The sequence below is a fragment of the Kitasatospora sp. NPDC029367 genome, assembly GCF_055569135.1.
On the sequence record NZ_JBVHYH010000027.1, the window covers coordinates 22,543 to 35,333 of the forward strand.

Sequence of the window (12,791 nt, forward strand, 5' to 3'; positions counted from 1 at the left end):
TCTCTTCCGTCACATTCCTCGTCGCGGGAAAGCCGGGGCGCCGGCCGCCCCCGCTGCCTGTCGGAGGTAGGGGTTGGTGGCGCGCTCGCGGCCGATGGTGGTCTGACCGCCGTGGCCGGAGAGGACCACGGTGGAGTCGTCGAGGGGCAGGCACACCCGGGCCAGCGAGCGCATGATCGCTTCGCCGTCGCCGCCCGGGAGGTCGGTACGCCCGATGGAGCCGGCGAACAGCAGGTCGCCCGAGAACAGCACCGGGGGGAGGTCCTCGGCACCGGGCGTCCGGAAGGTCACCGACCCCCCGGTATGGCCCGGGGCGTGGTCCACGGTGAGCCGCAGGCCGGCCAGCTCCAGCACGCTGCCGTCGGTGAGCTCGCGCACGTCGTCGGGCTCGCCGACGGTGAGCTCGCCCATCAACTGGGTGCCCAGGGAGCGGCCGAGCGCCTTCTCCGGGTCGGACATCATGTACCGGTCCTCGGGGTGGATCCAGGCCGGGACGCCGCGGGCGCCGCAGACCGGGACCACCGAGGCGACGTGGTCGATGTGGCCGTGGGTGAGCAGGACGGCGACGGGCTTGAGCCGGTGCTCACGGATGAGCTCCTCCACGCCCTGCGCGGCCTGGTGCCCGGGGTCGACGATGACGCACTCCTCGCCCGCCGCCGGCGCGACCAGGTAGCAGTTGGTGCCCCAGGCTCCAGCGGGGAATCCGGCGATGAACACGCGCTTCCTTCGGGTGTGTGCGGCGGTGGGCTGCGGTGGCTACCAGTAGTGATGACGTAAGGGAAGCCTACCGGCGGTCCGGGTCCGGTTGCGAACCAGATAGGCGGCGGCGGGCCGGGCCATGACAGGTTCACCGCGTCCTTACGGGCCCGGTCCCTACACTTGGCCGCCGATGGGTGCGATGATCCGCTCCGGAACCCATCCACTTTTCCCGCACATGCTCAGGAGACACGGCCGGTGGTCAGCAGCGAACAGCGGCGGCGGCAGCTCGCCCGCGAGAAGTACGAGCGCCAGATGAAGCGCCGCGCCGAGGCGGCGTCCGCCCGCAGGCGCCGCAACACGATCCTGGGCGCCTCGCTCGCGGTGGTGGTCCTGGCCGGCGGCGGCGGGCTGTTCGCCAGCGGCGCGTTCAGCTCCGACAAGGACAAGAGCACCTCGGCCGCCACCACCCCGCAGGCCGCGCCGAGCCAGGGCGACCCGACCAAGGCCGACCCGGCCGCCACCCCGACCCGCAAGCCGGTCGAGGGCTGCGCGGCCCCGGCGCCGGGCTCGCCCAACGGCAAGCAGTTCAAGGCCGAGCCGGCCATGTCGCTCGACCAGGGCGCCTCGTACACCATGTCGCTGGACAGCAACTGCGGCAAGGTCACCATCGCGCTGGACGCGGCCAAGGCCCCGCACACCGTGAACTCGTTCAACTTCCTGGCGGGCGAGCAGTACTTTGACCACACCAAGTGCCACCGGCTCACCACCGACGGCATCTTCGTGCTCCAGTGCGGCGACCCGACGGCCAAGGGCTCGGGCGGCCCCGGCTACCAGTTCGCGGACGAGAACCTGACCGGCGCGACCTACCCGGCGGGCACCGTGGCGATGGCCAACGCCGGCCCGGGCACCAACGGCAGCCAGTTCTTCCTGGTGTACAAGGACACCCAGCTGCCGCCGAACTACACCCCGTTCGGCAAGATCACCGGCGGCCTGGACGTGGTCCAGAAGATCGCCGCCGCGGGCACCCTGGAGGGCGCCGGCGACGGCCACCCGATGGCCGACGTCACCCTCAACTCGGTTACGGTGTCCAAGGGTTGACCGGCCCAGGGACCACCGGCGGCGGGCGCGCGGAGCGCCCCCCGCCCGGTCCCGGACCGAAATCGCCCGGCCCGGATGCGGACAGCACCGGTCCTGGTCGCCTATGTTGGCGTTGTATAGGGTGCCCGGACCCGCCTAGCCGTCACCCTCGGCAGCAAGGCACGGCGGACGGGGACGGCGGACTCATCGGTCCGCCGCACATCAACTGTGGACGACGGTCGTGCGCCGCCCCGGCGCGGGCGCGACGTCATGTGGAGGACGCGCTATGAGCAGCGACCCGTGGGGCCGTGTGGACGAGCAGGGCACGGTGTACGTCAGGACGGCCGACGGCGAACGCGTCGTGGGTTCCTGGCAGGCCGGCTCGCCCGAGGAGGCCCTCGCCTACTTCGAGCGCAAGTACCAGGGCATCGAGGTGGAGATCGGCCTGCTGGAGAAGCGGGTGCGCACCACCGACCTGGCCGCCAAGGACGCCCAGACCGCGCTGGAGCACCTCCGTGCCCAGGTGACCGAGGGACACGCGGTCGGCGACCTGGACGCACTGGCCAAGCGCCTGGACACGCTCAGCGGTGAGATCGAGAGCCGGCGGGAGGAGCGCAAGGCCGCCCGCGCCAAGGCGCAGGATGAGACCCGCACCGCCAAGGAGGCGCTGGTCTCCGAGGCCGAGCAGCTCGCCGAGTCCACCCAGTGGCGGGAGGCCGGGGACCGGCTGCGCGCCCTGGTGGACACCTGGAAGGGCCTGCCGCGGCTGGACCGCAAGAGCGACGACGAGCTGTGGCACCGCTTCTCGCACGCCCGCTCGGTCTTCTCCAAGCACCGCAAGGCGCACTTCGCCACCCTGGACGCCGAGCGCGAGCAGGCCCGGCAGACCAAGGAGGCGCTGGTCGCCGAGGCCGAGGCGCTCTCCTCGTCCACCGACTGGGGCAGCACCGCGGCCGCCTACCGCGACCTGATGGCGCGCTGGAAGTCCGCCGGCCGGGCGCAGCGGGACGTCGAGGACGAGCTGTGGGCGCGGTTCCGCGGCGCCCAGGACGTGTTCTTCCAGGCCCGTTCCGCGGTGTTCAGCGAGCGCGACGCCGAGCAGGTGGAGAACCAGAAGCTCAAGGAGGCGCTGGCCGCCGAGGCCGAGGCGATCCTGCCGATCACCGACCTCAAGGCCGCCAAGGCCGCGCTGCGCGAGGTCAACGAGCGCTGGGAGGCCATCGGCCACGTCCCGCGCGACATCCGTCCGAAGCTGGACGGCCGACTGAACGCGGTCGAGCGGGCCATCCGCGAGGCCGAGGACGCCGAGTGGAAGCGCTCCAACCCGGAGGCCAAGGCCCGCGCGGCCGGCATGGTCGGGCTGTTCCAGGCCAAGGCCGACAAGATCCAGGCCGACCTGGACAAGGCCCGCGCGGCCGGCAACAGCAGCCGGATCGCCAAGCTGGAGTCCGAGCTGTCCGGCGTGCAGACCCTGCTGGAGCAGGCGCACAAGAGCCAGGAGGAGTTCAGCGGCTGATCGTCCGGCCCGCTGAACGGCGAAGGCCCCCGGGGTGCTCCCCGGGGGCCTTCCTCATGCGCCGTGCCTCACTTGCGGGCGGAGGTGACCCGGTAGACGTCGTACACGCCCTCGACGCCCCGAACCGCCTTGAGCACGTGGCCCAGGTGCTTCGGGTCGCCCATCTCGAAGGTGAAGCGGCTCATCGCCACCCGGTCCCGGGAGGTCTGGACCGCCGCCGACAGGATGTTGACGTGCTGGTCGGAGAGCACCCGGGTGACGTCCGAGAGCAGCCGGGAGCGGTCCAGCGCCTCGACCTGGATGGCCACCAGGAAGACCGAGGACTGGGTGGCCGCCCACTCGACGTCGATCATCCGCTCGGGCTGCTGGCTCAGCGACTCGACGTTGACGCAGTCGGCGCGGTGCACCGAGACGCCGTTGCCGCGGGTGACGAAGCCGACGATCGGGTCGCCCGGCACCGGGGTGCAGCAGCGGGACAGCTTGACCCAGACGTCCTCGACGCCCTTGACGATCACGCCCGGGTCGCCCTTGGCCCGGCGGCGCACGGCCCGCCGGTTGTCGTGGGTCGGGGTGGCCGTCTCGGCGAGGTCCTCGGTGGCCCCCTCCTCGCCGCCCAGCGCCTGGACCAGCTTCTGGACGATGTTCTGCGCCGCGACGTGCCCCTCGCCGATGGCGGCGTAGAGCGAGGAGATGTCGGGGTAGCGCATCTCGTGGGCCAGGGTGACCAGCGAGTCGCCGGTCAGGATCCGCTGGATCGGCAGGCCCTGCTTGCGCATCGCCCGGACGATCGCCTCCTTGCCGTGCTCGATCGCCTCCTCGCGGCGCTCCTTGGAGAACCAGGCGCGGATCTTGTTGCGGGCGCGCGGGGACTTGACGAAGCCCAGCCAGTCCCGGGAGGGTCCGGCGTTCTCCGCCTTGGAGGTGAACACCTCGACGGTGTCGCCGTTCTCCAGCGTCGACTCCAGCGGCACCAGCCGGCCGTTGACCCGGGCCCCTATGGTCCGGTAGCCGACCTCGGTGTGCACCGCGAAGGCGAAGTCGACCGGGGTGGCGCCGGCGGGCAGGGCTATCACGTCACCCTTGGGGGTGAAGACGAAGACCTCGTTGCTGGCCAGGTCGAAGCGCAGCGACTCCAGGAACTCGCCCGGGTCGGCGGTCTCCTTCTGCCAGTCCAGCAGCTGCCGCAGCCAGGCCATCTCGTTGACGGCGCCGGCCTTGTCGTCCTTGCGGACCTGGGTCGGGGTGTCGGTGCGGACCTTGGAGGCCCCGGCGACGGCGCGCTGCTTGTACTTCCAGTGCGCGGCGATGCCGTACTCGGCCCGCCGGTGCATGTCGAAGGTACGGATCTGCAGTTCGACGGGCTTGCCGCCGGGACCGATCACCGTGGTGTGCAGCGACTGGTACATGTTGAACTTGGGCATCGCGATGTAGTCCTTGAACCGCCCCGGCACCGGGTTCCACCGCGCGTGGATGGTGCCCAGCGCCGCGTAGCAGTCGCGGACGGTGTCGACCAGGACCCGGATGCCCACCAGGTCGTAGATCTCGGCGAAGTCCCGGCCCCGGACGATCATCTTCTGGTAGACCGAGTAGTAGTGCTTCGGCCGGCCGGTGACGGAGGCGGTGATCCGGGCGCCGCGCAGGTCCGCCTGGACCTGGTCGATGACGGTCGCCAGGTACTCGTCCCGCTTGGGGGCGCGCTCGGCGACCAGCCGGACGATCTCGTCGTACATCTTGGGGTAGAGGATCGCGAAGGCGAGGTCCTCCAGCTCCCACTTGATGGTGTTCATGCCCAGCCGGTGCGCCAGCGGGGCGTAGATCTCCAGCGTCTCGCGGGCCTTCTTCTCCTGCTTCTCCCGCTTGAGGTAGCGCATGGTGCGCATGTTGTGCAGGCGGTCGGCGAGCTTGATCACCAGGACCCGCGGGTCCTTGGCCATCGCGACGACCATCTTGCGGACGGTCTCGGCCTGCGCGGCCTCGCCGAACTTGACCCGGTCCAGCTTGGTGACGCCGTCGACCAGCAGGGCCACCGAGTCGCCGAAGTCCTTGCGCAGGGTCTCCAGGCCGTAGTCGGTGTCCTCGACCGTGTCGTGCAGCAGCCCGGCCATCAGGGTCGGGGCGTCCATGCCGAGCTCGGCCAGGATGGTCGCGACCGCCAACGGGTGGGTGATGTAGGGGTCACCGCTCTTGCGCTTCTGCCCGCGATGCCACTTCTCGGCGACGGCGTAGGCGCGCTCGATGTCGCGCAGCAGCGCCGGGTCGGCCTTGGGGTCGTTCGCCCGGATCGAGCGGAACAGCGGCTCCAGGACGGGGTTCAGCACGCTGGAGCGCTGGCCGCCGAGGCGGGCCAGCCGGGCGCGCATCCCGCTGCCGGAGCCGCGGCCGAGCGGGGCGAGCTGGCGCGAGGAGGCCGGCGTCGGGCGTGCCGGGGTGGCCCCCGAGGGCGTGGGGCGGTTCTCGGGGGCGGCCGCTGCGGCCGTGGGCACAACCTCGTCGGGCAAGGACACTCCTCGGGGCACCGGGGCCGACCCCCGCCGAGGCCCGTGCGGTCCGGGCACAACCGGGAGGGGATGAATCTTCATGGTACCGAGCCGGGCGGCCCGGTGTTCATCGGGCCGGGCCCGAAAGCGGAAGGACGGCGGTCGGATGATCCGACCGCCGTCCTTCCGTCCTGCCTCTCAGACCGTGACCAGCGTCTCCAGCGGGGCGTCGCCCAGGTGCCCGGACAGCCGCTCGCGGCCGTCCAGGAAGCCCAGCTCCATCAGCACCACAACGCCCGCCAGCTCGGCGCCGGCCTCCTTCACCAGGTCCAGCGAGGCACCGATGGTGCCACCGGTGGCCAGCACGTCGTCCACCACCAGCACCCGCTCACCGGGCGCGAAGGCGTCGCACTGCACCTCCAGCGTCGCCGAGCCGTACTCCAGCTCGTACGAGCGCCGGAACACCTCGCCGGGCAGCTTGCCGGCCTTGCGGACCGGCACGAAGCCGAGCCCGGCCGCGAAGGCCGCCGGAGCCGCCAGCACGAAGCCGCGCGCCTCCAGGCCCACCACCTTGGTCGCCCCGAGCTCCAGCGCCCGGTCCGCCAGCGCCCGGGTGAGGGCGCCGAAGGCCTCGGCGTCGGCGAGCAGCGGCGCGATGTCCTTGAACAGCACACCCGGCTTCGGGTAGTCCGGGACGTCCCGGATCCGGCTGTTCAGCAGCTCGGCCAGTGCGGTGTCGGCGGTGGTCACGGTGTTCTGTCCTCAGGGTCGGGTGCGGTTCAGCGCTTGGTGGACGGACGGCCCTTGGCACGCGTGGTGCCGGCCGACCGGCCGCGCTGACCGACCATACCCGCAGGCTGGTCGTCCTCCGCACCCTCGTCCGACGCCGTCGCATCGGCGGCCTCGCCCTTGGCCGCCGCGGCGGCCCGGTGCTGCAGGACGCGCTTGCGCAGCGCCTTCATCTCCGGCTGCTCCTCCTTGAGCTGCGCCAGCAGCGGGGTGGCGACGCAGATCGAGGAGTAGGCACCGGCCGCGAGGCCGATGAACAGCGCGAGCGAGATGTCGTTCAGGGTGCCGGCGCCCAGCAGGCCGCCACCGATGAACAGCAGCGCGGCGACCGGCAGCAGCGCCACCACGGTGGTGTTGAGCGAGCGCACCAGGGTCTGGTTGAGGCCCGCGTTGGCCGCCTCGCTGTAGGTGAGCTTGTTCTGCTTGGTGATCCCCTTGGCGTTCTCCTTCACGGTGTCGAAGACGACGACCGTGTCGTAGAGCGAGTACCCGAGGATGGTCAGGAAGCCGATCACCGTACCGGGGGTGACCTCGAAGCCCACCAGGGCGTAGACGCCGATGGTGATCAGGAGGTCGTGGATGAGGGCGACCAGGGCGGCCACCGCCATCCGCCACTCGAAGGCGATCGCCAGGTAGACCGTCACCAGGACCATGAAGACGACCAGGCCGGTGAGCGCCTTGTTGGAGATCTGCTTGCCCCAGCTGGGGCCGATCACCTGGGCCTCGACGGTGTCCAGCGGCACGCCGAGCTTCTGCGAGAGCTGCGAGCGGATCTCGTCCGAGCTCTTCGTCTCGTCGGTGCTGACCTGGATGCGGATCTTGTCGTTGTCCGTCGACTGCACCAGCGGGTGCGAGGAGACGATCCCGTCGGCGGTGTCCTGGGCCTGGGAGACCGTCAGGCCCGGCTTGGTCACGGTGTAGACCGAGCCGCCCTTGAACTCGATGCCCAGGTGCAGGCCCATCGCCAGGCCGATCGCCGCGACCAGCACGATCACGCCGGAGATCGAGTACCAGAGCTTGCGGCGGCCGACGAAGTCGAAGCTGACCTCGCCCTGGTAGAGCCGGTGACCCAGATTGGAGAAGCGCGACACGGTGTCAGGCCTCCTTCACGGCGGCAGAGGAGGGGTTACGACGACGGGTGCTGCGCAGCGGCGGGCGGGCGCCCAGCCGCTTCGGGTCCAGGCCGGACCACGGGTGGCCGTCGGAGAAGAACTTCCGCCGGGCCAGCAGCGTGATCATCGGCTTGGTGAAGAGGAAGATCACCACGACGTCCAGCGCGGTGGTCAGACCCAGGGTGAACGCGAAGCCCTGGACCTTGCCGACCGAGACCACGTAGAGCACCGCGGCACAGAGGAAGGAGACGAAGTCCGAGACCAGGATGGTGCGTCGGGCCCGCGGCCAGGCCCGCTGGACGGCCGGGCGCAGCGGGGCGCCCTCGCGGACCTCGTCGCGGATGCGCTCGAAGTACACGATGAAGGAGTCGGCGGTGATGCCGATCGCGACGATCGCACCGCAGACCGCGGGCAGGTTCAGCGCGAAGCCGATCCCGCCGCCGAGCAGGCTCATGATCGAGTAGGTCAGGGCCGCCGAGACGACCAGACCGGCGATCGAGACCAGGCCGAGGCCGCGGTAGTAGATCAGCGAGTAGGCGACCACCAGCAGCATGCCGATCGCGCCGGCGACCAGACCCGCCTTGAGCTGGTCGCTGCCGAGCGCCGGGGAGACGGTGGTGACGTCGCCCTTGTTGAACTCCAGCGGCAGGGCGCCGTAGCTCAGCACATTGGAGAGGTCCTGCGCCTCGGCCTGGCTGAACTGGCCGGTGATCACCGCGCTGCCGCCGGGGATCGGGCCGTTGACCTGCGGGTGCGAGACGACCTGGTTGTCCAGCACGATCGCGAACTGGTTGTTCGGCGGGGTCTGGGAGGCGAGCTGGCCGGTGACCTTGGTGAAGGCGTCGGTGCCGGTGCCGTTGAACTGCAGCTGGACCTGCCAGCCGGCACCCGTCTGGGTGTCGAGGCTGGGCTGCGCCTTGGAGACGTCCGAGCCCTTGACCGCGACGGGGCCGAGCGCCAGCTTCTCGTAGTAGCCGCCCTTGACGGGCTTCTGCGAGCAGACGACGACGGCCTTGTCCACGGCGCCGGTCTGCGCCGCGCGCTCCTCCGGCTTGGTGCAGTCGAGCTTGGCGAACGCGGCGGCCAGCTCCGGCGGCACGGTGCCCTGGGTCATCGCCGCGGACACGTCGGCGGCGCTGGGCTGGGTGGCCTGGGCGCTCGGGGTGCCCGAGGCGGACGGGGCGGCCGACCCGGTGGCGGGGGCGGACGGGGTGCCGCTGACGCCCGTGGCGGCGGCGCTCGGGGAGGAGCCCTCGGCGGCCAGGGCCTCACCGACGGAGCGGCCCTGCTTGGTGGCGCTCGCACTGGCGGACGCGGTGGGTGCGTGGCTCGCGGAGCCGCTCGCACCGGCCGTGGGGGTCGCGCTGCCCGACGGGGCGGCGCTCGGGGTGCCCGAGGCGCCCGCGGACGGGGTGCCGGTGGGCACGGGCGGGGTGAAGCCGCTCGGCGCGACCGCCAGGACCGGACGGAAGAACAGCTGCGCGGTGGTCCCGACCTGGTCCGCCGCGTTCTGCTTGTCGCCGCCCTTGGGGATGTTCACGATGATCGTGTCAGAGCCCTGGGTCTGGACCTCCGCCTCGGAGACACCCATCCCGTTGACGCGGCGCTCCATGATCCCGACGGCGATGTCCATGTTCGCCTTGTTGATCGCCTTGGGATCCTTCGACTTCGCGGTCAGCGTGATGCTGGTGCCGCCTGCGAGGTCGATACCGAGCCGGGGCTTGGTGTTGCCCGTCCCGAACATGAGGGCGACCAGTCCGACGGTGACGACCAGGATGAGGGCCAGCGCCCGCCCTGGGTAGCCGTCGCGCGGGCGCGACTTGGGTGTTGCCACCTTGCTCGTTTCTCCCTGTCCATGCCACTTCGCCGACCGGACCCCCGTCCGGCTCGTGGCGGAACGGGGGCATGGCGGGTCTGCGGCCCTGAGGTCCTGTGGGCTCGCGGCACTGCGCCGCGCGACCGGGCGGGTTGCCCGGCCGTACTACTTGCTCGCGGGAGCCCCGCCCTCGACATCCCCCTTGACATCGCCCTTCTCGGCGCTGTCCTTGGTGAGCGTCAGCGGCTTGTCCTCGACCGGCGCGGCGTCGGCGTCCTCGGCCTCCGGCTCGGACAGCTCGTCGTCGGCGGGACGACCGTTGATGATCGCGTCGTACTCCTGGGGGTCCAGGACGGCCGCGATGGCGCTCTTCGTGAAGTGGGAGACCACGCCGGGCGCGAGCTCCAGCTCGACGGTCTCGTCGTTGACCGCCTTCACCTGGGCGTACAGGCCGCCGATGGTGCGCACCCCCGCCCCGGGCTCCAGCGACGTCTGCATCTGCTGCATCTGCGACTGGCGCTTCTTCTGCGACCGGAACATGAGCACGATCGCGATGATCGGGAGGAGGAGGATGATGAGGTTCACAGCAGCCAGGGTCCTTTACGGGCCGCCGGCCGGCGGCCTGTGTGGTATGGGTCGGCCCGTCAGGTGAGAGGGGCGGTCCGGCGGAGTCTAGGCGACCCCGAACTGATCGGACAACGCCAAGCATCGCATCCTGCCGCCGAAAGTGGCGACCCTCCGCCTGCACCGATTCCCGGGACTTCTCCCCTGCCCCCTCCCCGGGGCACCGCACCGGGGAGGGGTGGGAACCGACGGCCAGGTCTCACCCGTTCGGCCGAGAGCGGTCAACTTCCGTCCGGCCGGAACAGCTCCGGCTGGGGCGGCACGCTGCCCCGAGTGGTCTGGACCGGCGGGGTCAGGCCCAGGTGCTGCCAGGCGGCGGCGGTGGCGATCCGGCCGCGCGGGGTGCGGGCGAGCAGGCCCTCACGGACCAGGAAGGGCTCGGCCACCTCCTCGACCGTCTCGGCCTCCTCCCCCACCGCGACGGCGAGGGTCGACAGGCCGACCGGGCCACCGCCGAACAGCCGGAGCAGTGCGTCCAGCACCGCGCGGTCCAGCCGGTCCAGGCCGCGGGCGTCCACCTCGTAGACGTCCAGCGCCCGGGCGGCGATCCCGGCGCTGACCACGCCGTCGTGCCGGACCTGGGCGTAGTCGCGGACCCGGCGCAGCAGCCGGTTGGCGATGCGCGGGGTGCCCCGCGAGCGCCCGGCGATCTCGGCCGCACCGGCCGGGTCTATCTCGACGTCCAGCAGCGCGGCCGAGCGGTGCACCACCCGCTGGAGCTCGGCCGGGGCGTAGAACTCCATGTGCCCGGTGAAGCCGAAGCGGTCGCGCAGCGGCGGCGGCAGCAGCCCGGCCCGGGTGGTGGCGCCGACCAGGGTGAAGGGCGGCAGCTCCAGCGGGATGGCGGTGGCGCCCGGGCCCTTGCCGACGATCACGTCGACCCGGAAGTCCTCCATCGCCATGTAGAGCATCTCCTCGGCCGGCCGGGACATCCGGTGGATCTCGTCGAGGAAGAGCACCTCGCCCTCGGTGAGCGAGGAGAGGATCGCCGCGAGGTCCCCCGCGTGCTGGATGGCCGGGCCGGAGGTGATCCGGATCGGGGCGCCCAGCTCGGCGGCGATGATCATGGAGAGGGTGGTCTTGCCCAGTCCGGGCGGGCCGCTCAGCAGCACGTGGTCGGGCGCGCTGCCGCGCTGGCGGGCCGCCTGGAGCACCAGGGAGAGCTGCTCGCGCACCCGCTCCTGGCCGATGAACTCGTCCAGCGCCTTGGGGCGCAGCGCGGCCTCGACCGCCTGGTCCTCGCCGTCGGCGGCGGCGGTCACCAGCCGGTCGGCGGGTTCCGAGTCGTACATCCTCGCGGGCTCCAGAGTCTCCGGTGTCGGTGTCGACAAGCGGACAGGTCGTCAGGTGGATTCAGCGGGCGCGGTTGAGGCCGCGCAGGGCCAGCCGCAGCAGGGCGCCGACGTCCGGCGTCTGCTGGGCCTCCGCCTCCGGGGCGACGGCGGCGACCGCGTCGTCCGCCTCGCGCGGGGCGTAGCCGAGGCCGGTCAGCGCGGCGTGCAGCTGCTCGCTCCACGGCGCGGGGCCGGTGGCGATCGGCTTCTGCGCGGGCACCGCGCCGTGCGGGGCGCCCAGCTTGTCCTTGTACTCCAGCAGCAGCTTGGCCGCCTTCGCCTTGCCGATGCCCGGCACCGCGACCAGCGCCTTCTCGTCCCCGCCCGCCACCGCGGCGCGCAGCGCGTCGGGGCTGTGCACGCCCAGGATCGCCTGCGCCAGCTTGGGGCCCACGCCGGGCGCGGCCTGGAGGATCTCGAACACGGCCCGCTCGTCGTCGTCGGCGAAGCCGAACAGGGTCAGCGAGTCCTCCCGGACCACCAGCGAGGTGGCCAGCCGGGCGGGCTCACCGAGCCGCAGGCCGGCCAGGGTGTTCGGGGTGCACTGGACGGCCATGCCGACCCCACCTACCTCGACCACCGCGATGCCGGAGGCGATGGCCGCCACCGGTCCTTGCACGAAGGCGATCACCGACTACTGCCTTTCACGGAGAAGGGGCGGCCCTGCGCGGGCCCGGAGCGGGCGGCCTGGGCGGCGGCCTGGGCCGCGGCCTGCAGCCGGTTGGTCGTCCCGCCGCGCCAGATGTGGCAGATCGCCAGTGCCAGCGCGTCGGCCGCGTCCGCCGGCTTGGGCGGGGCGTCCAGCCGCAGCAGGCGCTGCACCATGGCCGTGACCTGGGCCTTGTCCGCCCGGCCCGAGCCGGTGACGGCGGCCTTGACCTCGCTGGGGGTGTGCAGGGTGACCGGGATGCCGCGCCGGGTGGCGCAGAGCATCGCGACCGCGCTCGCCTGGGCCGTGCCCATCACGGTGCGGACGTTGTGCTGGGCGAAGACCCGCTCGACCGCGACCAGGTCGGGCCGGTGCTCGTCCAGCCAGCTCTCCAGCCCCTGTTCCACCAGCAGCAGCCGCTGCCCGATCTCGGCGTCGGCCGGTGTGCGCACCACGCCCACCCCGGCCATCCGCAGCGGCCGGCCCGGCGTGCCCTCGACCACGCCGACCCCGCACCTGGTCAGCCCCGGGTCAACACCCAGCACCCGCACGCCACGCCCCGTCCCTCGCCGATCCGCCACTCACGGCGAGCGGCCTTCGCGAAGGCTACCGCCCGGGTCCGACAACCCCGCCGACGACACCGGCCCGGCGGTCCTGGGACCACCGGGCCGGGCAGTGAGAACGATCACTCACCGACG

At 72.1% G+C, this 12,791-nt stretch carries 11 protein-coding genes; 2 read left to right on the forward strand and 9 right to left on the reverse strand.

What is annotated here, in order from left to right:
- Positions 1 to 9: 9 nt before the first annotated feature.
- Entirely contained in the window at positions 10 to 717 is a 708-nt protein-coding gene (locus tag ACZ4W5_RS17145; protein WP_360230103.1) for an MBL fold metallo-hydrolase, read from the reverse strand.
- 237 nt (positions 718 to 954) lie between these two features.
- On the opposite strand from ACZ4W5_RS17145, the gene ACZ4W5_RS17150 reads away from it, so the two are divergent.
- Positions 955 to 1,797, forward strand: coding sequence for a peptidylprolyl isomerase (locus ACZ4W5_RS17150; RefSeq protein WP_465655280.1), 843 nt, complete (start codon positions 955 to 957; stop codon positions 1,795 to 1,797).
- Positions 1,798 to 2,062: 265 nt separating this feature from the next.
- Complete coding sequence (locus tag ACZ4W5_RS17155; RefSeq protein ID WP_360230107.1) at positions 2,063 to 3,292, forward strand: DUF349 domain-containing protein; 1,230 nt, start codon at positions 2,063 to 2,065, stop codon at positions 3,290 to 3,292.
- 68 nt (positions 3,293 to 3,360) lie between these two features.
- Here ACZ4W5_RS17155 and ACZ4W5_RS17160 read toward each other — a convergent pair whose 3' ends face one another.
- The 8 genes from ACZ4W5_RS17160 to ruvC all read right to left on the reverse strand — a co-directional run bounded on the left by ACZ4W5_RS17160 (position 3,361) and on the right by ruvC (position 12,644).
- Positions 3,361 to 5,871 (reverse strand): RelA/SpoT family protein, encoded by a 2,511-nt coding sequence (locus ACZ4W5_RS17160; protein ID WP_402485380.1) that lies wholly within the window; start codon positions 5,869 to 5,871, stop codon positions 3,361 to 3,363.
- Positions 5,872 to 5,967: 96 nt separating this feature from the next.
- Entirely contained in the window at positions 5,968 to 6,519 is a 552-nt protein-coding gene (locus ACZ4W5_RS17165) for an adenine phosphoribosyltransferase (protein ID WP_360230109.1), read from the reverse strand.
- Between the two features lie 29 nt (positions 6,520 to 6,548).
- Positions 6,549 to 7,649, reverse strand: a complete 1,101-nt coding sequence (gene secF, locus ACZ4W5_RS17170; protein ID WP_360230111.1) for a protein translocase subunit SecF — start codon at positions 7,647 to 7,649, stop codon at positions 6,549 to 6,551.
- Between the two features lie 4 nt (positions 7,650 to 7,653).
- The gene (gene secD / locus ACZ4W5_RS17175; protein ID WP_465655283.1) at positions 7,654 to 9,504 is read right to left on the reverse strand and encodes a protein translocase subunit SecD; all 1,851 of its coding nucleotides are present in this window, start codon (positions 9,502 to 9,504) and stop codon (positions 7,654 to 7,656) included.
- A gap of 147 nt (positions 9,505 to 9,651) precedes the next feature.
- On the reverse strand, positions 9,652 to 10,071 hold the full coding sequence (gene yajC, locus ACZ4W5_RS17180; RefSeq protein ID WP_360230113.1) for a preprotein translocase subunit YajC: 420 nt from the start codon (positions 10,069 to 10,071) through the stop codon (positions 9,652 to 9,654).
- Positions 10,072 to 10,331: 260 nt separating this feature from the next.
- The gene (gene ruvB, locus ACZ4W5_RS17185) at positions 10,332 to 11,402 is read right to left on the reverse strand and encodes a Holliday junction branch migration DNA helicase RuvB (RefSeq protein WP_360230115.1); all 1,071 of its coding nucleotides are present in this window, start codon (positions 11,400 to 11,402) and stop codon (positions 10,332 to 10,334) included.
- Positions 11,403 to 11,463: 61 nt separating this feature from the next.
- The gene (ruvA, locus tag ACZ4W5_RS17190) at positions 11,464 to 12,075 is read right to left on the reverse strand and encodes a Holliday junction branch migration protein RuvA (protein WP_402485388.1); all 612 of its coding nucleotides are present in this window, start codon (positions 12,073 to 12,075) and stop codon (positions 11,464 to 11,466) included.
- On the reverse strand, positions 12,072 to 12,644 hold the full coding sequence (gene ruvC / locus ACZ4W5_RS17195; RefSeq protein WP_360230119.1) for a crossover junction endodeoxyribonuclease RuvC: 573 nt from the start codon (positions 12,642 to 12,644) through the stop codon (positions 12,072 to 12,074). The genes ruvA and ruvC overlap by 4 nt, the downstream gene beginning before the upstream one ends.
- Positions 12,645 to 12,791 lie beyond the last annotated feature (147 nt).

Excerpts from the sequence above, each read along its gene's own strand:
- ACZ4W5_RS17155 (WP_360230107.1), top strand. The coding sequence starts at position 2,063 with ATGAGCAGCGACCCGTGGGGCCGTGTGGACGAGCAGGGCACGGTGTAC.
- ACZ4W5_RS17160 (WP_402485380.1), bottom strand. The coding sequence starts at position 5,871 with ATGAAGATTCATCCCCTCCCGGTTGTGCCCGGACCGCACGGGCCTCGG.
- ruvB (WP_360230115.1), bottom strand. The coding sequence starts at position 11,402 with ATGTACGACTCGGAACCCGCCGACCGGCTGGTGACCGCCGCCGCCGAC.